At 35.4% G+C, this 24,518-nt stretch carries 21 protein-coding genes and 1 tRNA gene; 17 read left to right on the top strand and 5 right to left on the bottom strand.

Annotated elements, in window-relative coordinates; genetic code table 11:
* Positions 1 to 308: 308 nt before the first annotated feature.
* Positions 309 to 1,451, bottom strand: a complete 1,143-nt coding sequence (locus tag BLQ19_RS05645; RefSeq protein WP_024479216.1) for an acyl-CoA dehydrogenase family protein — start codon at positions 1,449 to 1,451, stop codon at positions 309 to 311.
* A gap of 324 nt (positions 1,452 to 1,775) precedes the next feature.
* Between BLQ19_RS05645 and BLQ19_RS05640 the strand changes: the two genes are divergently transcribed.
* The 8 genes from BLQ19_RS05640 to BLQ19_RS05605 all read left to right on the top strand — a co-directional run bounded on the left by BLQ19_RS05640 (position 1,776) and on the right by BLQ19_RS05605 (position 9,593).
* The gene (locus BLQ19_RS05640; RefSeq protein ID WP_074537663.1) at positions 1,776 to 3,002 is read left to right on the top strand and encodes a Glu/Leu/Phe/Val dehydrogenase dimerization domain-containing protein; all 1,227 of its coding nucleotides are present in this window, start codon (positions 1,776 to 1,778) and stop codon (positions 3,000 to 3,002) included.
* A gap of 13 nt (positions 3,003 to 3,015) precedes the next feature.
* On the top strand, positions 3,016 to 4,377 hold the full coding sequence (nhaD, locus tag BLQ19_RS05635) for a sodium:proton antiporter NhaD (RefSeq protein ID WP_024479218.1): 1,362 nt from the start codon (positions 3,016 to 3,018) through the stop codon (positions 4,375 to 4,377).
* 48 nt (positions 4,378 to 4,425) lie between these two features.
* The gene (locus BLQ19_RS05630; protein ID WP_024479219.1) at positions 4,426 to 5,118 is read left to right on the top strand and encodes a MotA/TolQ/ExbB proton channel family protein; all 693 of its coding nucleotides are present in this window, start codon (positions 4,426 to 4,428) and stop codon (positions 5,116 to 5,118) included.
* A 9-nt stretch (positions 5,119 to 5,127) separates the two neighbouring features.
* The gene (locus BLQ19_RS05625; protein ID WP_024479220.1) at positions 5,128 to 5,514 is read left to right on the top strand and encodes an ExbD/TolR family protein; all 387 of its coding nucleotides are present in this window, start codon (positions 5,128 to 5,130) and stop codon (positions 5,512 to 5,514) included.
* Positions 5,514 to 6,401: an energy transducer TonB gene (locus BLQ19_RS05620; RefSeq protein WP_024479221.1), complete on the top strand. Its 888-nt coding sequence runs from the start codon at positions 5,514 to 5,516 to the stop codon at positions 6,399 to 6,401. The genes BLQ19_RS05625 and BLQ19_RS05620 overlap by 1 nt, the downstream gene beginning before the upstream one ends.
* A 3-nt stretch (positions 6,402 to 6,404) precedes the next feature.
* Complete coding sequence (locus BLQ19_RS05615) at positions 6,405 to 7,616, top strand: bifunctional folylpolyglutamate synthase/dihydrofolate synthase (protein ID WP_074537662.1); 1,212 nt, start codon at positions 6,405 to 6,407, stop codon at positions 7,614 to 7,616.
* A 79-nt stretch (positions 7,617 to 7,695) separates the two neighbouring features.
* A tRNA-Val gene (locus BLQ19_RS05610) sits at positions 7,696 to 7,770 on the top strand.
* A gap of 173 nt (positions 7,771 to 7,943) precedes the next feature.
* Positions 7,944 to 9,593, top strand: coding sequence for a glycerol-3-phosphate dehydrogenase/oxidase (locus BLQ19_RS05605; RefSeq protein ID WP_074537661.1), 1,650 nt, complete (start codon positions 7,944 to 7,946; stop codon positions 9,591 to 9,593).
* 61 nt (positions 9,594 to 9,654) lie between these two features.
* On the opposite strand, the gene BLQ19_RS05600 is transcribed toward BLQ19_RS05605, so the two are convergent.
* Entirely contained in the window at positions 9,655 to 10,929 is a 1,275-nt protein-coding gene (locus BLQ19_RS05600; protein ID WP_074537707.1) for a UDP-N-acetylmuramoyl-tripeptide--D-alanyl-D-alanine ligase, read from the bottom strand.
* A gap of 65 nt (positions 10,930 to 10,994) precedes the next feature.
* On the bottom strand, positions 10,995 to 12,656 hold the full coding sequence (gene gldJ, locus BLQ19_RS05595) for a gliding motility lipoprotein GldJ (protein ID WP_029445250.1): 1,662 nt from the start codon (positions 12,654 to 12,656) through the stop codon (positions 10,995 to 10,997).
* A 427-nt stretch (positions 12,657 to 13,083) separates the two neighbouring features.
* On the opposite strand from gldJ, the gene porV reads away from it, so the two are divergent.
* The 9 genes from porV (at position 13,084) to BLQ19_RS05550 (ending at position 22,910) form a co-directional block, all read left to right on the top strand.
* Complete coding sequence (gene porV / locus BLQ19_RS05590; protein ID WP_074537660.1) at positions 13,084 to 14,232, top strand: type IX secretion system outer membrane channel protein PorV; 1,149 nt, start codon at positions 13,084 to 13,086, stop codon at positions 14,230 to 14,232.
* Between the two features lie 112 nt (positions 14,233 to 14,344).
* Positions 14,345 to 14,824 (top strand): cytidine deaminase, encoded by a 480-nt coding sequence (gene cdd, locus BLQ19_RS05585; RefSeq protein WP_024479227.1) that lies wholly within the window; start codon positions 14,345 to 14,347, stop codon positions 14,822 to 14,824.
* Positions 14,825 to 15,018: 194 nt separating this feature from the next.
* A complete protein-coding gene (gene pdhA / locus BLQ19_RS05580) occupies positions 15,019 to 16,017 on the top strand; it encodes a pyruvate dehydrogenase (acetyl-transferring) E1 component subunit alpha (protein WP_024479228.1) in 999 nt (332 codons plus the stop codon).
* A gap of 4 nt (positions 16,018 to 16,021) precedes the next feature.
* Positions 16,022 to 17,656 carry a pyruvate dehydrogenase complex dihydrolipoamide acetyltransferase gene (locus BLQ19_RS05575; protein ID WP_074537659.1) on the top strand — a complete coding sequence of 545 codons (1,635 nt, stop codon included), beginning with the start codon at positions 16,022 to 16,024 and terminating at the stop codon, positions 17,654 to 17,656.
* Positions 17,657 to 17,737: 81 nt separating this feature from the next.
* Positions 17,738 to 18,796: a M28 family metallopeptidase gene (locus tag BLQ19_RS05570; RefSeq protein ID WP_025613937.1), complete on the top strand. Its 1,059-nt coding sequence runs from the start codon at positions 17,738 to 17,740 to the stop codon at positions 18,794 to 18,796.
* Between the two features lies 1 nt (position 18,797).
* Positions 18,798 to 19,478, top strand: coding sequence for an SDR family NAD(P)-dependent oxidoreductase (locus BLQ19_RS05565; protein WP_024479231.1), 681 nt, complete (start codon positions 18,798 to 18,800; stop codon positions 19,476 to 19,478).
* 233 nt (positions 19,479 to 19,711) lie between these two features.
* Positions 19,712 to 20,314: a SprT-like domain-containing protein gene (locus BLQ19_RS05560; protein WP_024479232.1), complete on the top strand. Its 603-nt coding sequence runs from the start codon at positions 19,712 to 19,714 to the stop codon at positions 20,312 to 20,314.
* Between the two features lie 4 nt (positions 20,315 to 20,318).
* A complete protein-coding gene (locus BLQ19_RS05555) occupies positions 20,319 to 21,398 on the top strand; it encodes a mannose-1-phosphate guanylyltransferase (protein WP_029445255.1) in 1,080 nt (359 codons plus the stop codon).
* 3 nt (positions 21,399 to 21,401) lie between these two features.
* Positions 21,402 to 22,910, top strand: coding sequence for a DUF389 domain-containing protein (locus BLQ19_RS05550; RefSeq protein ID WP_074537658.1), 1,509 nt, complete (start codon positions 21,402 to 21,404; stop codon positions 22,908 to 22,910).
* 2 nt (positions 22,911 to 22,912) lie between these two features.
* Here the strand turns inward: BLQ19_RS05550 and BLQ19_RS05545 are convergent, their stop codons facing one another.
* Positions 22,913 to 23,680, bottom strand: a complete 768-nt coding sequence (locus BLQ19_RS05545; protein WP_024479235.1) for an ABC transporter ATP-binding protein — start codon at positions 23,678 to 23,680, stop codon at positions 22,913 to 22,915.
* Positions 23,680 to 24,417, bottom strand: coding sequence for an MlaE family ABC transporter permease (locus BLQ19_RS05540; protein WP_024479236.1), 738 nt, complete (start codon positions 24,415 to 24,417; stop codon positions 23,680 to 23,682). Before BLQ19_RS05540 ends, BLQ19_RS05545 begins: the two co-directional genes overlap by 1 nt.
* Positions 24,418 to 24,518 lie beyond the last annotated feature (101 nt).

Genomic DNA, 24,518 nt, shown 5'->3' with positions numbered 1-24,518 from the left:
TTCCTCAAAAATATCAATTTTGTTGAATTATTCATACCTATTGTAATGATATGTAACAAAAAAAACATCGTTTGGAATAAATCATTAAAATATAGTCATTATCGACTTTAAGTTTATGTTAATTTAAGATTATGATAATTTGAAACAATGCGGAGTGTCTACCCCTGTAATACGGTGGGGTGTTGTGTAGTTTTAATGATTTTAATGGTCTTAAATATGTTCTAAATAGGGGTTGTGGTGAAAATAGTTATATTAAATACAAAAGCACCCCTATAAATGTAGGGGTGCTTTTAAATATTTTGTTTTTTTTACTGCTTAATGATGCTTCTGGAGATGACAATTTTTTGTATTTCAGAGGTTCCTTCGTAGATCTGAGTAATTTTAGCATCTCTCATTAATCGTTCTACGTGGTAATCTTTGACGAACCCGTTACCACCGTGAATTTGTACGGCTTCTACAGTTGTGTCCATAGCTACTTTTGAAGCAAATAATTTTGCCATAGCGCTAGATAGATCATAGTTATTCCCGTTGTCTTTGTCTAGTGCAGCCTTATACACTAATAAACGAGCGGCTTCAATCTCCGTATGCATATCTGCTAATTTAAAAGCGATTGCCTGATGATTACATATTTCTGTGCCGAAAGATTTACGTTCTTTAGAATATTTCAGCGCTAGCTCATAAGCTCCTGCTGCTATGCCTAATGCTTGTGCAGCAATGCCAATTCTTCCACCACTTAAAGTTTTCATAGCAAATTTAAACCCGAATCCGTCTTCACCAATTCTATTCTCTTTGGGAACTTTTACATCATTGAACATTAAGGAGTGCGTATCGCTACCTCTAATTCCTAACTTATTCTCTTTAGGTCCTATTTCAAATCCAGGAGTTCCTTTTTCGACGATTAAAGCATTAATACCTTTATGTCCTTTTTCTATATCTGTTTGAGCAATTACTAAATATACGCCAGCTGTACCGCCGTTAGTAATCCAATTTTTTGTTCCATTTAATAGGTAATGGTCTCCTTTATCTATTGCGGTAGTTTTTTGAGAAGTTGCATCACTCCCTGCTTCGGGTTCAGAAAGACAAAAAGCGCCAATCATTTCGCCTGTGGTTAATTTTGTCAAATATTTTTGTTTCTGTTCTTCGCTAGCAAATGTTTCTAGCCCCCAACATACTAAAGAATTATTAACGGAAACAACGACTGAAGAAGAGGCGTCAACTTTAGAAAGTTCTTCCATGGCAATAGCATAAGATAACGTGTCAAGTCCGCTTCCTCCATATTTTGGATCTACCATCATTCCTAAAAACCCAAGCTCGCCTAATTTTTTAATCTGTTCTTCTGGGAATTTTTGCGCGTCATCTCTTTCTATAACACCTGGTAGTAATTCAGTTTGAGCAAAATCTCTTGCTGCTTGTTGAATCATTAATTGTTCTTCTGATAAAGTAAAATCCATATAATTATGATATAATTAAAAAACTACTACAAATATAACTGATAATTGTTATATGATTAAAAAAAACCTTCTTAAACAGGGAATTTCGTAAGCGTCGATTGCGGCTTTAAAGATTCGCAAAAAATCGTGTTTACTTTTTGTTAAAAGCTTTTATTGCGATTCATTATTTTTATATTTGCTATATCTATAGTATTCGTAGATTTTTTAAAATAAAAATTATGAGACAACAGTAACCCCGCTTTGGGGATATTAACTTAGTTTTTCGGAGAATGTTTTACAAGTAACTAAAAAAGTCACATTAATTTTAATTAAAGAATCAGACGCATGAAAGATTTGCTAGCTATATACGAGAATAAACAACCAGAAATTGTGTTCCATTGGAAAGATACGGAGACAGAAGCTGAAGGTTGGACGGTAATTAATTCCTTAAGAGGTGGTGCTGCCGGTGGTGGTACACGAATGAGAGAAGGTCTTGATGTTAATGAAGTTTTGTCATTAGCAAAAACAATGGAAGTTAAGTTTACGGTATCTGGTCCTCCAATAGGAGGTGCTAAATCTGGGATAAACTTTAATCCTAACGACCCAAGAAAAAAAGGCGTATTAGAACGGTGGTATCATGCTGTGGCTCCATTGTTAAAAAGTTATTACGGTACGGGTGGAGATTTAAATGTAGATGAGATTCATGAAGTTATTCCTATTACTGAAGATGCGGGTGTATGGCATCCTCAAGAAGGGGTTTTTAACGGACATTTTAAGCCTACGGAAGCAGATAAGATTAATAGAATAGGGCAATTAAGACTTGGAGTTATTAAGGTTTTAGAAGGCGATAATTATTCTCCTGATGTTTCTAGAAAATATACTGTCGCAGATATGATTACTGGTTTTGGTGTCGCTGAAGCGGTAAAACATTTTTATGATATTTCTGGAGGATCGGTAACGGGAAAAAGGGCTATTGTTCAAGGTTTTGGTAATGTTGGTGCTGCTGCAGCATTTTACTTAGCAAAAATGGGAGCAAAGGTTGTTGGAATAATAGATAGAGTAGGTGGTGTTATAAAGGAAGAAGGCTTTACATTTGAAGAAATTGTAAATCTGTATAAAAATAAAGACGGTAACACGCTGGTTTCTGAGGATATGATTCCGTTTGAAGAAATTAACGAACGTATTTGGAATTTGAAAACTGAAATTTTTGCACCGTGTGCGGCATCAAGATTAGTGACCAAGGATCAAATAAGTAGGATGATTGATACAGGATTGGAAGTAATTTCTTGCGGCGCTAATGTTCCGTTCGCAGATAAAGAAATTTTCTTTGGTCCAATTATGGAATTTACAGATGAAAGAGTAAGTTTGATACCTGATTTTATTTCTAACTGTGGAATGGCGCGTGTATTTGCCTTTTTTATGGAAGGAAGAGTTTCTATGGATGATGAATTAATTTTTATGGATACATCAACCACTATCAGAAACGCAATTTTAAATATTTTTGATCAAAATTCAACAAAAACGAACTTAAGCAAAACAGCTTTTGAAATCGCATTAAAACAATTAATTTAAACTAACTAATTTTATGGAAACCATTGTAGTAATTGTATTTGTACTAGGTTATTTAGCGATCACTCTAGAACATAATCTTAAAATAGATAAGCTTATTCCTGCCTTAGGAATGATGGCTATTTTGTGGGCTATTATCGCATTAACACACATGGAGGTTTATGATATTATTCCAGGTGTTGGTAAAGAGTCACATCATTTAGAAGGTGTTTTATTGCACCATTTAGGGAAGACTGCAGAGATTTTAGTGTTCTTGTTAGGAGCGATGACTATTGTTGAAATTATAGATTATTTTGATGGTTTCTCTACGATTAAAGGATATATTAAAACAAAAAAGAAGGGCAGCCTTTTATGGATTGTCTCTTCTTTAGCATTTGTTTTATCAGCAATTATAGATAACCTCACGGCTACTATTGTTTTAATTACAATACTTCAGAAATTAATAAAAGAGCGCGATTTAAGATTGTGGTTTGCGGGTCTAATTATTATCGCAGCCAATGCGGGTGGTGCTTGGTCTCCAATTGGAGATGTTACTACTACTATGTTATGGATTGCTAATAAAGTTACAGCAGGCGTATTAGTAGAGCATGTATTGGTGCCGTCAATCTTCTGTTTTGTAATACCTACGTTTATTGCATCTCGTATGAGTGTCTTCAAAGGAAGTGTAGCAGATGATGCAAGTGATGATGATAAGCCTAAGTCTAGATATGCAGCAACAATGTTTTATTTGGGTCTTGGTGCAATTATTTTTGTTCCCATATTTAAGTCCGTGACACATTTACCTCCTTATGTAGGGATGATGTTATCATTGGCATTTGTAGCAGCCTTTGCGGAAATATATAGTAGCTCTAAATTTAGTATCTCTACAATTGATGGGGAGTCTGAGGCTGCAGGTCATCATAGTCCTGTGCATAGTTCGTTATCTAAAATTGAGTTGCCGAGTATCTTATTCTTTTTAGGTATTTTATTAGCGGTAGCGGCTTTAGAGTCATTAGGATTATTATTTGATTTCGCAGGAGTTTTAAATGAAACCGTACCAAGATTAGGAACAGAATTACATTCTACGATTATTTCAGATTTAGTGGTTATGTTATTAGGTGTAGGTTCTGCAGTTATTGACAACGTGCCATTAGTAGCGGCAAGTATTGGAATGTTCCAAATAGGATTAGATGAGCCAGCGTGGCACTTTATCGCTTATTCTGCGGGTACCGGTGGTAGTATGTTAATTATTGGTTCTGCTGCAGGAGTAGTTGCAATGGGAATGGAGAAGATAGATTTCTTCTGGTATTTCAAGAAAATATCTTGGTTAGCCTTAGTCGGATTTTTATCTGGAGCTGCTGTTTTTATTTTGATGAGAAATTTTATATTAAACGTATAATTTTATCGGTATAATGCCGTTATAACAGCAACTTAATAGAATATTTATATGTTATTGTTCCAAGACCTTGTTGAAGAGGCTCAAATAGGAGAGGCTTTGCCGGAAGAAAAAACACTTTCGGTTATTGATTTAATTATTAATGGTGGTACCGGGAGTATCATTATTATCTCCGTGTTGTTTGTTATGCTTTTTGTGGCATTATACATTTATTTCGAAAGAATATTTGCGATAAAGGCGGCATCAAAGATTGATAAAAATTTCATGAATCAAATCCGTGATCATGTATCCAACGGAAAATTAGAAGCGGCGAAATTACTTTGTGCTCAAACAGATTCTCCTGTTGCGAGATTAACTGAAAAGGGGATATCTAGAATAGGTAAGCCTTTAGAAGACATCAACAAAGCAATTGAGAACGCAGGTACTTTGGAAGTCTACAAGTTGGAGAAGAATGTTAGTATTCTGGCAACAGTTGCTGGAGCTGCTCCAATGATTGGATTTTTAGGTACGGTAATTGGTATGATATTAGCATTCCATGAAATGGCCTCAAGTGGTGGTCAGGCAGAAATGGGATCATTAGCATCGGGTATTTATACAGCGATGACAACTACTGTAGCTGGTTTAATTGTAGGTATTATTGCTTACATTGGTTACAATCATTTGGTAAACCGAACAGATAAAGTAGTTCATAGTATGGAAGCGAATGCTGTTGAATTTTTAGACTTATTAAACGAACCTCTTTAATTTCTAGTTATGAAACTAAAAGGTAGAAATAAAGTAAGTCCAGACTTCAGTATGTCCTCCATGACAGATATTGTATTCTTGTTATTGGTATTTTTTATGTTAACCTCTAACTCGCCAAATGCATTAGATTTGTTATTGCCAAAAGCAAAAGGAAAATCTACAAGTACTCAGAATGTTTCTGTAAGTATTAATAAAGATTTAGAATACTTCGTAAATAATGAGAGAATTAACGGAGAATACATTGAAATTGAACTAAAAAAAGCACTAGAAGGACAAGAGAACCCTACAATTATTCTAAGAGCAGAAGAAAGCGTTGCTATCAAAGAGGCGGTTAACGTTATGGATATTGCTAATAAGAATAAGTTCAAGGTGATATTGGCAGTGCGACCAAAATAATGTCATTACTAGACACGAGACATAAGAAAAAATCTTTTACACTAACAACAGTACTTTTAAGTCTACTGTTGTTAGTGCTTTTTTATGTGGGGCTAACTTATTTAGATCCTCCAGAAGAGAATGGTATTTCAGTGAACTTCGGTACTACAGATTATGGGAGCGGAACTGTTCAACCTAAAGAAAAGATTCAATCAGAGCCATTAGATACTCCGGTTGTTCCACCTTCGCAACAAGAGAAAGTTGAAGAAGTGGTTCCGGAAGATGCAGCATCTAGTGAGCAACCAACAGAAAAAGTGGTTACCCAAGATAGTGAAGAATCTTTGGTGATCAAACAGCAAAAAGAAGCAAAGCGTAAGGCAGATGCTGCAGAGAAAGCAGCAAAAGCAGAGGCGGATCGTGTAGCTCGTGAAAAACAAGAGGCAAAAGAAAAAGCTCAAAAAGAGCAAGATGCTAAAAAAAGAAAGCTTGATGAAATGATGGGAGGACTTAATAAGTCCGACGGTTCTGCATCGGGTGGTGAGGGCAATGATAATAAATCGGGAGATAAAGGAAATCCTAATGGAAACCCTTATGCCACGAGTTATTATGGATCTCCAGGTTCTGGAAGCGGCGGTGGTGGTTACGGATTAAACGGTAGATCATTAGCGGGCAGTAGTTCTGTAAAACAAGACTGCAATGAAGAAGGTAGGGTGGTAGTAAAAATTATTGTGGATAGAAATGGTCGTGTGATTAGTGCTACTCCAGGAGTGAAAGGGACGACCAATACAAACCCTTGTTTAATGAAACCTGCAGAGCTGACCGCAAAAGCACATACTTGGAAGCCAGATCCTAATGCGCCAAACCAACAAGTTGGTTTTGTGGTGGTGAATTTCAAATTGTCAGATTAGCGCATGACTTATCAAGAAGTGTTGGATTGGATGTTTGCGCAACTTCCAATGTATCAGCAAAAAGGGGTAAGTGCTCATTCAGGAAAATTAGAGGGTATTAAAAATTTTGCTGCGCATTTAAATCATCCAGAACATAAGTTTAAAAGTATACATGTAGCCGGTACTAATGGTAAAGGTTCAAGTAGTCATATGCTTGCTTCCATATTGCAAGAAGCGGGCTATAAAGTAGGCTTGTATACTTCCCCTCATCTAAAAGACTTCAGAGAACGCATAAAAATTAACGGAACCTCTATTTCTGAGGAAGAGGTTATTGATTTTATCGAAACTAATTTTGACTATTTAAAAGCGAATAGGCTCTCCTTTTTTGAGATGACCGTAGGTATGGCATTTGATTATTTTGTAAATCAGGATGTTGATATTGCGGTAATAGAAGTTGGATTAGGAGGAAGGTTAGATTCTACAAATATTATTCATCCAGAAGTTTCATTGATTACCAATATTGGTTTAGATCATGTAGAGCTCCTTGGTGACACGCTTGCTAAAATTGCAGCGGAGAAAGCTGGGATTATAAAGAATAATGTACCCGTTGTAATAAGTGAGACACAATTAGAGACGCAAGAAGTTTTTATGGCCATTGCGAAATCTAAGGACGCTGAAATTACGTTTGCTGATCAAATCGTAGAGGATGTCTATCAGACGTGTTTATTAGGATCTTACCAAGAGAAAAACATGAAAGGTGTACTTGAGGTTATCCATAAGCTTAAGGCGTTTAAGGTGTCAAAAGAAGCTATTAGAAAAGGCTTGTTGAATGTGGTGGTCAATACAGGTCTATTAGGAAGGTGGCAAACACTATCAGAACATCCAAGCGTAGTTTGCGATACAGCACATAATACGGATGGTTTGAAAATAGTCATACAACAACTATTAAAACAAAAATATGATCAGTTGCATGTAGTTTTAGGTTTTGTAAAAGATAAAGACTTGGCATTAATTTTACCACTTTTTCCAAAAAATGCGAGGTATTATTTTTGTGCTCCAAAAATAAATAGAGGTTTAGATGAAATTATTTTAAAAAATACTGCGGAAGCGCATAAATTGATAGGGGAATCTTATTCTTCTGTAAATAAGGCACTTGAAAGTGCTTTGTCGGCGGCATCTAAGCGTGATTTTGTCTATGTGGGCGGAAGTACTTTTGTTGTGGCAGAAATTTTATAAAAAAAATCATTTTTTTCTTTTGAGAATTGAAAAACTATTATATATTTGCACTCGCTTAACGAAACAAGTTTAGCAAATCGGGCTCTTAGCTCAGTTGGTTTAGAGCACCTGCCTTACAAGCAGGGGGTCGTAGGTTCGAATCCTACAGGGCCCACAGTAATTAAAAGGCTTCCATTTTTATGGAAGCCTTTTTTATTTTACCCTCCTCTCTATTTTTTCCAATCTATCTTCATTTACATCTAATAGTTCTATTTTATTCTATAACTTTAGTTGAATTTATTTTTTAAAGAAATTGAAGTTTCTTTAAAAGCTGACTGATCTTCATAAATGGAAAAAAATCATTTTACATATTTTAAAAGAAACGAGATAATTGAAAAATTAAGAGAAGAAACTTTTGATTTGGTAGTTATTGGTGGGGGGATTACTGGGGCAGGTATTTTACTAGATGCATCCTCAAGAGGAATGAAAGTGGCCTTGGTAGAAAAGGGTGATTTTGCTTCCGGAACCAGTAGTAAATCATCCAAGCTAATTCATGGCGGACTGCGGTATTTAAAACAGTTTGAGCTTTTGTTGGTCAAAGAAGTGGGTACAGAGCGTGCTATAGTGCATAAATTGGCGCCACATTTAGTCATTCCTGAGAAAATGCTATTGCCTTTAATAGAAAATGGCTCCTATGGCGAATGGATGACTTCTTTTGGGTTGAAGGTGTATGATATTCTCGCAGATGTAGAAGGTGATGATAAGCGTAAGATGATGGATAAGGAGAAAACCTTAGCCTTAGAGCCGCTACTTCCTGAAGCTATCTTAAAAGGTTCTGGCTATTATGCGGAATATAGAACAGACGATGCTAGATTAACCTTGGAGAATATTAAAACAGGATTAAATTTTGGTGGGACAGCTTTAAACTATACGAAGGTCAATGACTTTTTGTATACAGATGGTCAAATTTCGGGAGTTAAAGTTGAGGATGTAGTTAGTGGGGAGGAATATCAAATTAAATCTAAGTTTGTCATTAATGCTGCAGGCCCTTGGGTAGATGAGTTGCGAACTATCAATCATTCTAAAGAAGGAAAGCAATTGCATTTGACCAAAGGCGTTCATTTGGTATTTGAGAAAGAAAAACTGCCGCTAAAACAATCCGTGTATTTCGATATTCCAGATGGTCGCATGATGTTTGCTATTCCTAGAGGAAATGTAACTTATGCAGGTACAACGGATACCAATTACAAGCGTTCTAAGGAAGATGTTGTAGCGACTGTAGAAGATGCAGATTATTTATTAGACGCTATCAATAACATGTTTCCTAGTGTTCATTTAGAGCGTAAAGATATTGTGTCTTCTTGGGCAGGTTTAAGACCATTAATTCACGAAGAAGGAAAATCGCCTTCAGAGCTTTCAAGAAAGGATGAGATATTTAAATCTGATTCAGGCTTGCTAAGTATGGCTGGGGGAAAGCTTACGGGGTATCGTAAAATGGCGGAAAGGGTAGTTGATAAACTTCAGAGGCGATTAGAACGACAAACAAATGTAGCATATAAAGATGTCTTTACAGATGAGATTCCGCTTGTAGGAGGGCCTTGGAAGAACTATAAAGAGGTTAAGAAGTATATAGCCAAGATTCATAAAATTCTTAAAGTTGATAACTTTAAAAAGCATCGGGCTTGGTATCTAGTGACAACGTATGGGAAGCAGACAGAAGCTATTTTAGAATGTTATAATGCTAGTACTAATGAGAAGCCTAAAGAAAAATTAATTTTAGCAGAATTGCAATTTTGCATTCATAATGAAATGGTGGTAACTCCCTTAGATTTTTTTGTCAGAAGAACAGGGAGGCTCTATTTTGATATCAAGAGTGTGAAAAAACATCGGGAAATAGTTTTTTCAGTCTTCAAGGAAACTTTTGATCTTAATGACGCCACTTTGCAAAAGTATAACTCAGAGTTAGATGCGCTCATAAAATCACATTCAGAATTTTAATAGGCAGAAGAGTGGTACTAGTAAGATGAATGCTAATGGAGGCATTCATCTTACTAATTTTTTAAATTAGGTCTAGCATTCTTTCCAAAGCCATGCCTCTTGATCCTTTAATCAAAATAGCACTATTTTGAAGTGTATTGCTTTTTAAGAATTCTGAGAGTTCATTAAAAGACTTAAAGGTTTTTAGATGAGAACTCGTTAAGGCAAAATTTTCGCCAATTAAAAAAGCATCATCAAAATTAAGGGACGAAGTTAATTCGGCAATATATTGGTGTTCTTCGGGAGCGGAGTTTCCTAGCTCGAACATGTCTCCTAAGAAAACTATTTTTTTGGATGCTTTTAGTTTGCTGAAATTCTCCAAAGCAGCTTTCATGCTGCTAGGGTTGGCATTGTAAGCGTCCAATATTATTTTATGGCCATTTTGCTCCAATATTTGAGAGCGATTGTTAGCGGGGATATAGCGTTCTATTCCATTTTTAATTTGCGCTATTGGAACATTGAAGTATTTTCCCATAATAATAGCTGCACAGCAATTGATGAAATTATATGCACCTATTAGATTTGAGTTTATTTCTTCTTTCTCAAAGCTGATGGTCACAAAAGGATCTACCTTCTTAAGTTCAATGTTGTAGTATTTAGCATCTGTTTGACTGAAACCAAATTTAGGGATATAAGGTGCTAATTTTGTAACTTGGATTTCGTCATCTGCGTTAAAAAAGATTGGCTTATTCTCTTGTTGAAGATAGGTGTATAGTTCACTTTTTCCTTTAATGACACCTTTAAATCCGCCAAACCCTTCTAAGTGTGCTTTTCCAAAATTAGTGATGTATCCAAAATCTGGCGCTGCAATACTACATAAGAATTCAATTTCTTTTTGATGATTAGCACCCATTTCTATAATGGCAATTTCGGTATCCGCTTTTATGTGAAGTAGGGTTAAGGGTACGCCAATGTGATTGTTTAGATTTCCAACGGTAGCAATTGTTCTGTAGCTGGTGCTTAAAACAGAATTTATAAGTTCTTTGGTCGTGGTTTTGCCATTACTGCCTGTTAGTGCAATTACTTTTGCTGAGCTAAATTTTCTATGAAAATTGGCTAACTCCTGTAAGCAGGTTAGAACGTCTGTAACTAAAATAAAGGAATCGTTTACAGCAAATTCTTGTTGGTCAATAATCGCATATTTTGCACCACTTTCTATGGCCTTTTTTGCGTAGGTATTGCCGTCAAAATTATCACCTTTTAATGCGAAAAAAATACAGTCTTTAGTTATTTTTCTAGTATCGGTACTTATGGTAGGGAACTCTAAAAAAAGTTCATGGAGCTTTTCTATTTTCATAAAACTAAAGTATAAAAAAAGTCCCGATGGTTGCATCGGGACTTTTACTATTTTTTATAAAAAGATTATTTCACTTTTTTACTTCTAACGGTTTTGTTCTTTGTTTTAGACTTAGAACCTACTCTAGACATTGCACATCTAAATCCGATGTAGTCAGTAGCCATATATTGAGGTAAGTATCTACGTTGTGCTGGGTCTAACCAATATGCTCTATCTCTCCAAGAACCACCTTTGTAAACTCTAACTTCATCATTAATTAATGTAGTTCTGTAGTTAGATTTGTCATAGTTACGAGTTATAGCTCCTAAAGAATCACGTTGTACTTTATGTTTTGGAGAGTTGTACATTTTCTTCTTTTCATCGCCGTCCTCATCATCACTGAATCTGTCGTAGAATCTTGAAGATCCTGGTTCACCATCTCTATAACCTCTGTTATCACTAGAAGAGAAGTTTGTTCTTAAATAAGTTTCGTTTTCATCTACAGCAACCATTTTCAATTCGCCAGGTAAATTTACTGCAACGACTTTTCCGTTTGGTAAGGTATCGTAAACAATAGAATCTCTAATTACATTTACTTTTCCGTCTTCACCAATGGCTGTTTTCATGTAAATGTTACCACGGTAGTAGTTAAAATCACTTACTTCATCATCTACAATAGGTCTGTAAACATCAGCAACCCATTCTGCAACGTTACCTGCCATCTCGTATAATCCAAGATCATTTGGCTTGTATGATTTAACTTGAGCTGTAATATCAGCACCATCATCAGACCATCCTGCAATTCCACCGTAATCACCTTTACCTTGTTTAAAGTTGGCTAATTGATCACCACGGCCAAGACGTTGTCCGTTTCTAGTATAATCACCTTCCCAAGGATATTTTTTTCTACCTCTTTGGTTGTTGTATTCTCTAGACCCTACTTGTGCAGCAGCAGCGTATTCCCACTCTGTTTCTGTTGGTAATCTGTATTCAGGTAAGATGATACCTGTACTTCTTGATGCGAAGTTAGAAACAGAATCTTTCTTCATTTTTCCTTGTAAAGAATCTATTTGCCCATTATAAACAGACTCAGGTCTATTCAAGTAAGCTTCAGTACTAAATGTACCTTCAATATCTCCGTTTACCACTTTATATTTTGCTTCTTCAGAAAGGTATCCTTCTCTTTCAAGCATAATTTCATTTACTCTATCTGTTCTCCATTCCGCAAATTGTACGGCTTGGATCCAGTTTACACCAACCACAGGATATTCTGCATATGCCGGGTGACGTAAGTAGTTGTTGGTCATGGTTTCGTTGAATCCTAAACGATTTCTCCATACTAAAGTATCAGGCAAAGCACCTGTGTAGATATTCGCATATCTTGGATCTTCAGGAGGGTAAACACTCTTTAAGTAATCTAAGTACTCTAAATACATAGAGTTGGTAACTTCTGTTTCATCCATGTAGAAAGACATAACATGCTGCGCTGTTGGAGTGTTATTCCAGTCATGCATAACATCGTCTTGTACCTTACCTTTTGTAAAAGTACCACCTTCAACAAAAACCAAACCTGGAGCAGTTTCTTGCTCTTTATAGTCTGTGTTGTGTTGAAAACCACCTTCCTTTGCATTTATTTTCCAACCTGTAGCTCTTGAAGTGTTTTTTGAAGAAGAAGAATTTTTACAACTACTAACACTACCTGCAATAACAGCACAAGAGAGTACAACTTTGATGAATTGTTTTTTCATAATTAGGACTTGAGTTCAATAAAATAACTACTTTATGTAGTTAGGTAAATCATTATATTTTGGTTTGTAATTACTGCTTTCGGCTTAAAGAACGGTGTTTTCTACAGAATATTTTATGTAAATCTAAAAATATTTATAGTTTTTTAATTCTGTACGCCAAATTGTATTTACAGATTAATAACGCAGTAATGATCGTATTAGTATTTTGTTTTTTCCTTTTTTCTCAAATACCGTTTTTTATTCCAGCTTATCTATAAAATCTTCTGATATACTATATAGGACAGAAAATTATTTTTTGCTTTTTTTTTCTTTTGAATAAGTTTTTTTAAAATCGAACGTTACTGTAATAATATTGATATAACTTTTATGTACCAGCGCTAATCAATAACCTGAAAACCAAATAAATTTTAAGTATAGAAAACGAGAGATGAAAAAATTATTAGTAGTTGCCTTAGTTTTAGGTTATTTTAAAGTGTCCGCTCAAACTGAACGTGTTATTACGACGGCTGTTCCTTTTTTAACAATTTCTGCAGATGCTCGTGCCTCTGGTATGGGTGATATTGGTGTAGCGACGTCCGTTGATGCATATTCGCAACAATGGAACCCTGCAAAGTTTGCTTTTGCGGAACAAAAAATGGGTATAGGAATTAGTTACACGCCTTATTTGGAAAGTATTATTACAGATATAGCATTGTTAAATGCTAGTTTTTATAATAAAATTGATGATCGTAGTGCTTTTGCTGCGAGTATAAGATATTTTACGTTAGGGGAAATAGAGCTTAGACAATTTGCAAATGATCCAGGAACATTAACAAAACCTAATGAATTTGCTATTGATGGTTCTTATTCTTTAAAGCTTAGCGAAACTTTTGCTATGGCTGTGGGGGCACGTTTTATTAGCTCCAATTTAAAATTCCCTGATCAAGCGGGGTCTGCCGATACTCAAGCGGCTAGTGCTTTTGCTGTAGATATAGCAGGTTTTTACCGTTCTAGAGAGATTGCTTATGATAACTTTGATGGACGATGGAGATTAGGTTTTAACCTTTCTAATTTAGGAAATAAGATTTCTTATGATGAAGGCGGACAAGAAAATTTCTTACCAACAAATTTAAAATTTGGAACCGGCTTTGATTTTATTTTTGATGCAGATAATAAGTTAGCACTTTCTACAGAGTTTAATAAATTATTAGTGCCAACGCCTCAGGATTTTGATGAGGACGGTGATATTGATTCGGTAGATAATGCAGAATATCAAGAAATAGGATTTCTAAGCGGTGTCTTTAAATCCTTTAATGATGCTCCTGATGGTTTCTCGGAAGAATTGAAAGAGTTTACTTGGGCCTTAGGTGCTGAGTATAGTTATCAAGATGCATTTATGTTGCGTACAGGATATTTTAATGAGAGTGAAGAAAAAGGATCCAGAAAATTCTTCTCTTTGGGTGCTGGTTTTAAATTTAAAGCGGCTCAAGTAGATTTATCTTATCTATTTTCGTCTTCTAAAATTCAAAATCCTTTAGAGAATACCTTGCGTTTTTCACTTACCTTTAATTTAGGAGAAGAGTTCATAAACGATTAAGAAGAATAGCTTAATAGCATAATCCAAATTCGAAATGTTTATTTTGAATTTGGATTTTTTTATTTTAATTCAAATAGTTTCGAAATTTACTACCTTTCAAAAAAAAATAACATTGAAGAAACAAATAACAGTAGAGTACGAAGTTTTCCCATCTTTAGAGCGCTTAGCGCAAGAAGATATGAGTCTAATGGAACAGGCTGTATTGGCCAGAGCTAATGCATACGCTCCGTATTCTAGTTTTCATGTAGGCGCTGCTGTGCTTTTAGAAAATGGTAAAGTAGTGGTGGGCAATAATCAAGAGAATGCATCGTACCCATCAGGATTATGTGCAGAACGGGTGGCTATTTTTCAGGCGGGTGCCATATACCCAGGTGTAAAGATCAAAGCCGTTGCGATTACAGCAACTTCAAAGAATTATGCGGTAAAAGAACCTGCTGCTCCTTGTGGTAATTGTAGGCAAGCAATGATAGAATACGAGCAGAAACAGAAAGAACCTATTTCTATCCTTTTAATGGGGGAAATTGGTGAAGTAATCAAAATAAGTTCGCTGTCTGATATCTTGCCACTAGCTTTCAATAGTTCTTTTTTATAATAGAAGAATCTCAATGAGTCCTAGTTTTTTTACGAAATTCTCACTTTTGAAGAAGTATTCGTTTAATTTTTGGTAGACGATGCGCTTTTTCTGTAATTTTTTTCCCCTATTGATTTATATGTGTATTTTTGCTTTTCAATTTTTCACTTCTAAAGTTGGATAGAGGTGAACTAGTTCTATAAATTCATATTTAAATGGAAAAAATCACAAAAGAGGTCTACCTTAAATGGTATGAGGACATGTTGTTCTGGAGAAAATTCGAGGATAAATTAGCAGCAGTTTATATTCAACAGAAAGTTAGAGGGTTTTTACACCTTTATAACGGACAAGAAGCTGTTTTAGCAGGAGCTCTTCATGCTATGGATCTTTCAAAGGATAAAATGATTACTGCATATAGGAATCACGTGCAGCCAATTGGTATGGGTGTTGATCCAAAAAGAGTAATGGCCGAATTGTTTGGTAAAGTTACGGGTACCTCAAAAGGTATGGGAGGTTCAATGCATATATTTTCAAAGGAACACCGTTTTTATGGTGGTCACGGTATTGTTGGAGGTCAAATTCCATTAGGTGCTGGTTTAGCTTTTGCAGATAAATATAAAAAGAGTAACGCTGTTACTTTATGTTATATGGGTGATGGTGCAGTAAGACAAGGTTCATTACATGAAACCTTTAATCTTGCCATGCTTTGGCAGTTGCCAGTAGTTTTTGTTTGTGAAAACAACGGCTATGCTATGGGAACTTCCGTAGCTAGAACATCATACTCTACAGATATCTGGAAATTAGGTTTAGGTTATGAAATGCCATGTGGACCTGTAGATGGTATGGATCCTGTGACTGTTGCTAAAGAAATGAGTAAAGCCATTGAAAGAGCAAGATCTGGAGGAGGACCAACTTTCTTAGAAATGAAAACATACAGATATAGAGGTCACTCTATGTCAGATGCACAGCATTATAGAACAAAAGCAGAAGTAGAAGAGTACAAGAAAATAGATCCTATTACACAAGTTTTAGATGTAATTAAGGATAAAAAATACGCTTCTGATGAAGAAATTAAGACGATTGAGAAAAGGGTGAAAAGCTTAGTGGCGGAATGTGAAAAATTCGCTGAAGAGTCAGATTTCCCTCCAGTAAGCCAAATGTATGATATGGTTTACGAGCAAGAAGATTATCCATTTTTACAACATAAATTATAGTTAGATGGCAATAGTAATAAATATGCCGAGACTTAGCGATACCATGGAAGAAGGTACAGTCGCTAAGTGGTTAAAAAACGTAGGTGATAAAGTTGAAGAAGGTGATATTTTAGCAGAAATAGAAACCGACAAAGCAACCATGGAATTTGAATCTTTCAATGAAGGAACATTACTTCATATTGGAATTCAAGAAGGAGATGGTGCTCCAGTAGATACCTTACTAGCTATTATTGGTGAAGAAGGAGAAGATATTTCAGCATTATTAAATGGTGCTTCGGCTCCTGAAGCTAAAGCGGAGGAAAAGCAGGAAGAATCTGCTGCTGAACCAGAAACAGTTGCTAGTGAAGCTTCAGAATCTGTTGAAATTCCAGAAGGGGTAGAGATTATAAAAATGCCGCGCTTAAGTGATACCATGGAAGAAGGTACCATTGCTTCTTGGTTGAAAAAAGTAGGCGATAAAGTTGAAGAGGGTGATATCCTTGCTGAAATAGAAACAGACAAAGCTACGATGGAGTTTGAGTCTTTCTATTCAGGAACCTTATTATACATAGGAACACAAGAAGGAGAATCTTCTCCTGTTGATGTTATTTTAGCTATTATTGGCCCTGAAGGTACAGACGTTGATGCACTTTTAGCATCAAAGCCATCTAGCGCAGCTCCAAAGGCAGCTGCAGCAGCTCCTAAAGAAACTGCAAAAACTGAAAGTAAAGCAGCGCCAAGTGCTCCTGCTGAAACTAAAGAGGTTGTAGCAAACGACGGGCAAAGAATATTTGTTTCTCCATTAGCTAAGAAAATTGCTTCAGAAAAAGGAGTAAATTTAAGAGACGTTACTGGATCAGGAGACAATGGAAGAATTGTTAAGAAAGATGTAGAAAACTTTGTTCCAGCTCCAAAAGCAGCAGCTCCAGCAGCAAAAGCTTCTGGTGCAGGTGCTCCACTAGCATTGCCAGTTGGTGAGGAAAGTGTTGAAGATGTTAAGAACAATCAAATGCGTAAGGTTATTGCTAAGCGTTTGGGAGAATCTAAGTTTACAGCACCACATTACTACCTGAATATAGAGGTAGATATGGATAATGCAAAAGCTTCAAGAGTACAAATTAATAGCTTACCGGATACGAAAGTTTCTTTCAATGATATGGTGGTAAAAGCTTGTGCTATGGCGCTTAGAAAGCACCCACAAGTAAATACCTCATGGAATGGAGATACAACACGTTACAATCACCACATTAGTGTAGGAGTAGCAGTTGCTGTTGAAGATGGGCTGGTAGTTCCTGTATTGAAATTTACAGATCAAATGGGATTATCTCAAATTGGTGCTTCTGTTAGAGATTTAGCCGGAAAAGCTAGAACTAAGAAATTAACACCTGCCGAAATGGAAGGAAGTACATTTACGGTGTCTAACTTAGGAATGTTTGGAGTTGAGAGTTTTACCTCCATCATCAATCAGCCAAATTCAGCAATTCTTTCTGTAGGCGCAATTGTAGAGAAACCAGTAGTTAAAGACGGGCAAATTGTAGTGGGTAATACCATGAAATTAACGCTTGCTTGTGATCATAGAACTGTAGATGGCGCAACAGGTGCTCAATTCCTACAAACGTTACGTGCGTTTATTGAGAATCCAGTGACTATGCTGGCTTAAATAAATAAAGCAGAATATATATGAAAAGCATCCTAAGTAATTAGGATGCTTTTTTTATCTTTAAAATCTAAATCAAACAGTATGAAATCTATAGTTTATCTTTTTTTACTTTTAGTAGTTACAGCCTGCGGGACTGTGAAAATGAAAGAAACGGATCCTGAAAATATAGCGCCTGTTGCGGCAAGCGGTGGTGGCGCAGGTGAACTTATGTTGAGTGAGAAAGAATCGGATGAAGGCGTGCGTTTACAGTCAAGAACAGCTTTAGCTGCTGTGAATTTTAGTAATGCAAAAGATGTTGGGGATATTATTACCTTTTTATCTTCTGATGATTTAAAGGGAAGAGAAGCTGGGAGTGAAGGAATAGAAAAAGCTGCAAATTATATTGAAACGATATTTACAACGCATGGTGTAAAGCCATTTTTTGACACATATAAAGATACGATTGCTAACTTTAGCGAACCAGCCTATAATGTTGTAGGAGTTTTGGAAGGTAATGATCCTATTCTTAAAAATGAAGTAGTCATTATTGGAGCTCATTATGACCATATTGGATTAATAGCCCCTACAAATGGTGATAAAATAGCAAATGGGGCCAATGATAATGCCTCTGGTACAACTACGGTGTTAGAGCTAGCACGTTATTTCGCCTCTAATAAACTGAATAAGCGTACTGTAATATTTGCTTTATTTACAGCAGAAGAAAAGGGACTTCTGGGTTCTAAAGATTTAGCAAAACGATTAAAAGAGAAAAATATAAATTTATATACCATGCTTAATTTTGAGATGGTAGGTGTAGCATTGCAAGATAAAGATTATTTCATGTATGTAACAGGCTATGAGAATTCTAATTTAGCAGCTGTAGCAAATGATTATTCTGGGGAGAACTTAATAGGGTTTTTGCCTTCTGCACAGAAAATGAATTTATTTAAGCGTTCTGATAATTATGCTTTTCATACAGCGTTTAATGTGCCTTCTCAAACTTTCTGTACGTTCGATTTTACGAATTTTGATCATTACCATGGTGTAGATGATGAAGCAGAATTAATGGATTTTGATCATATGGCACGTGTGGTTAATAAATCAATTCCTATGGTAACGGGAATTATTAATGCAGCTACCAAAGAAATAAAGTACAATTAAGATGGCGAATATTATAATTACAGGTTCTAGCAGAGGCATTGGTTTTGAAATGGCAAAATTGTTTGCAGACGAAGGGCACCAAGTATTGGCTTTGTCTAGAAATGATAAGCCTATTTTAGCTTTAAATCATCCTAATATTACCACATTTCCTTTTGATTTGTCATCGGCAAAAGATTTGGAAATTTTGCATGACTTTATTAACGCTACTTGGCAACAGGTAGATGTTCTTATTAATAATGCTGGAATGCTCTTAAATAAACCATTTTTAGAAATCTCTGAAAAGGAATTTGAGGCCGTATACCGGGTAAATGTTTTTGGTGTGGCTAGTATTACTAAAGCCGTTTTGCCAAAAATGCCTAAAACCGGTCATGTGGTTACCATAAGTTCTATGGGAGGCGTACAGGGAAGTTTGAAGTTTCCAGGCTTAGCAGCATATAGCTCTAGCAAAGCAGCAGTAATTACCTTGACAGAATTATGGGCAGAAGAATTTAAAGAATCTGGACCATCGTTTAATGTACTGGCTTTAGGGGCGGTACAGACAGAAATGCTAGAAGAAGCTTTTCCAGGGTATCAAGCGCCAAATACCGCCTTGGAAATGGCCACGTATATTAAAGACTTTTCTTTAACGGGGAATAAATTTTATAACGGAAAACTACTTCAAGTAAGTAGTACTACTCCATAATGGATTTTTTTTCTATTAATACACTATAGTCGAAATATTCTGATCTATAGTTTTACTGCTTTATATAGCGCCACTATTCATTTTCCATTGAGAATTATTGTTAAAAAAGGAATAGTGGCATGGAATTGTTAATTTTTAACTATTTTCTATACCCATAGATTAAGATTATATTATTTCTTCCGTTTATTGGTAGCACAAATAATTGTTTTTGTTTTTTATCTTATTTTTGTTTTATGCGTAAAACACTAGAAAAATACCTTCCTGAGCGTGCTGTTGCTTTATGCATCACCTTAATAAAGGATCATAGTGTTAATTTAAAAATTGTTAATCAACGGGTAACACGTCATGGTGACTATCGCAGATTACCAGACGGTTCTCATAAGATTACCGTAAATGCATCCTTAAATAAGTATCGATTTTTAATCACATTAATACATGAAATAGCACATTTAGTGGCTTTTGAAAAATTTGGGCGTCAAATAAAACCACATGGATTAGAATGGAAACGAACCTTTCAAGGACTTATGTTGCCTTTTATTCATCCAGATGTATTCCCAAATAAAGTAGTACCGCTAGTGGCAAACCATTTTAGAAATCCAAGTGCAAGTAGTGATACAGATGCACGACTGTCATTGGCATTAAAACAATACGACGAACAATTAAAGGAAAATTCTTACGTTTTTGAAATACCCATTGGGAGTATTTTTAGAATACATAATGGGAAAATTTTTAAAAAAGGGAACAGAAAAATAAAACGATACGAGTGCTCAGAATTGGCTACAGGTAAAATGTATTTATTTCAGCCAAATGCAGAAGTAGAATTAATAAAAGACTAAGAAAATGAACAAAAATTATTATGCCGTTTTAATGGCCGGAGGAGTAGGATCAAGATTTTGGCCTATTAGTACATCAGAAAATCCTAAACAATTTCATGATATGTTAGGAACTGGTGATACACTAATTCAAAAAACATTCAAACGTTTAAATAAGTTTGTTCCTAAAGAGAATATTCTAATTTTAACTAATGAAAGGTATAATGATTTAGTTTTAGAACAATTACCGCTAGTAAAGCAAGAGCAAGTTGTTTTGGAGCCAGCAATGCGTAATACCGCACCTTGTATTTTATATGCAGCACTAAAGATTCAGAAACAAAACCCTGATGCTGTTATGATTGTAGCACCTAGTGATCACTGGATAGAAGACGAGGCAGCATTTGCAAAAGATGTTGAAGCTTGTTTTGATAAGTGTGAAAAGGAAGATGTGCTTTGTACGCTTGGTATTAAACCTACATTCCCTAATACTGGTTTTGGATATATTGAGTTTGAAAAAGGTAGTGATGCGGGTTTAAAAAAAGTAAATCAGTTTAGAGAGAAACCAGACTATGAAACCGCTAAAGAGTTTTTAGCACAAGGTAATTTTCTTTGGAACGCAGGAATCTTCATGTGGAGTGTTAAAACCATTGTAGATGCGTTCAAGAATTTCCAGCCTACGCAGTATGCGCTATTTGAAAAAGGAATGAGTGTTTATAATACGCCAACTGAGCAAGAGTTTATAAATGAAAACTATCCTAAGGCAGAAAATATTTCCATTGATTATGCTATTTTAGAACAGTCGAAAAGCATCTATGTGAAACCAGCGACTTTTGATTGGAATGATTTAGGTACTTGGGGATCGCTATATGATAAATTAGATAAAGACAGTGATAACAACGCAGTGGTAAACAGCCAAGTTTTAAGTCAGGATGCTAGCGGAAATATGATACGCTCTCCTAAAGGAAAAGTGGTAGTGGTTGATGGTTTAAATGATTACATCATCGTGGATAAAGAAGAAGTATTATTAATTTATCCAAAGTCTAAAGAACAAGACATTAAGCAGGTACTTACAAAAGTAAAAGATAAGTTTGGTAAACAGTATACCTAATATATGCAAGACGAATTAAATAAAGACCATGTTGCGCCTAATAGTAATGAAGGCGCAAAAGGCGAAGAGGTTAAAAAAGATTTTCAGGGCTTATTAGGGTCAACAAAGCAATTTTTATCTGAGTTACTAGATATCAGAAAAAATACAGACCAAGAAGCTACTAGAGAATCTATCGTGGCTGATATCCCTTTTAAGGGACATACGTCTTGGATTCTAATCTGTTCTATCTTTATAGCGTCAATTGGGTTAAATGCAAACTCTACAGCCGTAGTTATCGGAGCCATGTTAATTTCGCCTTTGATGGGACCTATTTTAGGAATGGGCTTATCATTGGCTATTAATGATGTGGATACGCTGCGTAGGTCTTTAAAGAATTTTGGAGTTATGGTGGTCTTGAGTATTCTAACTGCCTTTTTATTCTTTAAATTTTTCCCTTTACGGGATGAGTCTTCCGAACTTTTAGCACGTACTGCTCCAGATATTCGTGATGTTTTAATTGCTTTTTTTGGTGGTTTAGCATTAGTTATTGCTAGGGCTAAAAAAGGAACTATTGCCAGTGTGATTTTTGGTGTTGCGATTGCTACAGCCTTAATGCCACCGCTATGTACGGTAGGTTTTGGTCTTGCTATTGGAAATTGGGATTATGCTACGGGTGCCATGTATTTGTTTACGATTAATACCATTTTCATTGGACTAGCAACATTTTTAGTGATTAAGATTTTGGGCTTTCCAATGGTTCGCTACGCGAATTCTCAGCGTAGAAGAACTATTGCTAGGCTAGCCTCTTTAGTGGCTATTTTAGTCATGATCCCTGCTAGTTTCACATTTTTTCAGGCCTGGAAAGAATCAAAGTTTAAGAGTGAGGCGCAAAGCTTCATCGCAGATAATGTGGCGAAATATCAGTTTTCAGGGAATGGAATGTTCTTACAGAATTTTACCAATATTGAGTATCATGGTAATGACAAGAACTTTTTTGATATGATTTTTGGTAGTAAAACTAAGAATACAAAATCTTCTATAGAACTCATGTTTATGGGAGAAGAACTTGTTCCTGATAATATTATTGCCAGTTGGGAGTCTATAAAAAATGAAGAATATCCAGAATTAGAGGGTACTGATTTAAAGATTATTCAAGGATCTAAAAATGAGGCTGTAGATCAGTTTAAGTATGTAAATGAACTCTACGAATCTAAGAAGGCAGAGTTGTTGTCTAAAGATCAGCGTATTAAGATTTTAGAAGAAGATTTAACTAAGCTAAACAAACTGAAAATAGCGCAAATTCCTTTTGAAGATATTAGTGCTGAAGCAAAAGTGAATTACAAACAATTGGCTTCATTAAGCTATTCATATACCATAAAAACAGACTTTAAAAAACTAGATACGATTCCTGTTTTTGAAGTGAACTGGGAAAAAGGGGTTAAAAAAGCTCAGGCCGAAGAAGAGACCAAAAAGATCACGGAATGGTTAAAGCTGAGGTTGAAAAATCCTAAAATAGAAGTGAAAGAGCACTGAAATTAATTACGTTCTTCAATATACATTTGACGTACTTTTTTGAATAACTCTGAAGAATATACAAAATCGGTAACGGCAGCGTTATCGGTTTTAAATATTTCTTTATTAGTGCCTTCCCATTCTTTCAATCCATTCTTAAGGAATAATATCTTCTGACCTATTTCCATCACAGAATTCATATCATGGGTGTTAATTACCGTAGTAATATCATACTCCTCAGTAATTTCTTGAATAAGATTATCTATTAAGATTGCGGTCTTTGGATCTAAACCAGAGTTAGGTTCATCACAAAATAAATATTTTGGGTTCATGACAATAGCACGTGCTATTGCTACCCGTTTTTGCATTCCACCAGATATTTCAGAGGGGTATTTGTTATGTGCGTCTATTAAGTTAACGCGCTTTAAAACAATATTTACCCGATCTTGCATTTCAGACTTAGATTGCTTGGTAAACATTTCTAAAGGAAAAGTAACATTCCCTTCTACGGTCATAGAATCAAACAAGGCACTGCCTTGAAAAACCATACCCATTTCTTGACGTAAATCTCTTTTTTCATCACCAGATAGGCTAGAGTATGTTCTGCCGTCATAACAGATAGATCCTTCTTCAGGTTCAAAAAGGCCTAATAAACATTTTAAAAAAACGGTTTTACCAGAACCACTCTGTCCAATAATTAGATTGGTCTTTCCTTTTTCAAATTGCGTAGTAACACCTTTTAAGATTTCAGATTCTCCGAAAGATTTATGTATATCGTTTACTTCTATCATTAGCCTAGTAATAATTGCGTTAGTACATAATTTACAATAATGATCACAACACTCGTCCACACAAAAGATGTGGTACTGGCTTTACCTACTTCTAGTGCTCCACCTTTCATATAATACCCATGAAAGGAAGGTATCGTTGCTATTATAAAAGCAAAAATGATCGTTTTTATAAAGGAATAGGTCACGTGAAAAGGAATAAAATCTAATTGAATACCTTCAACGAAATCAGCACTCGTACTGAATCCGCCGAATACCCCAGCAATCCAACCTCCAAAAATACCTACATACATGGCAATTGCAATAGCGAATGGATATAAGCATAAAGCTATAATTTTAGGGAAAACCAAGTAGTTTAAAGAGTTTACACCCATCACTTCTAAAGCATCTATCTGCTCTGTTACGCGCATTGTACCAATACTAGAAGTAATATAAGATCCTACTTTACCAGCCATAATAATAGAGGTGAAGGTAGGGGCAAATTCTAAAATTACCGATTGTCTTGTAGCAAAACCAATAAGGTTTCTCGGGATTAATGGGTTCGTCATATTTAAGGCGGTTTGTATGGCAACAACACCTCCAATAAAGAATGATATAAATATGATGATTCCTAAAGAGCCGTAAATAAGTTCATCGATCTCTTTAAGAATAAGTGATTTCATTATTCTCCACTTTGTAGGTTTTTTAAAAACCTCACGTATCATAATAAAATAACTGCCAATGGATGCTAGGTAGTTCATTAATTAATAGAATCTAGTTGATGTAAAAATAATAATATTAAACCGTTTGTAACTTGTTATTGTAAGAAAAGAAAAAAGAAGTAGGCAAGCCGCTATTTTTA

Origin of the sequence: Cellulophaga baltica, from assembly GCF_900102165.1 — a bacterium.
GTDB lineage: Bacteria > Bacteroidota > Bacteroidia > Flavobacteriales > Flavobacteriaceae > Cellulophaga > Cellulophaga baltica.
Note: the sequence above shows the minus strand (reverse complement) of the source record. Positions and strands in the feature narration are given on the sequence as shown.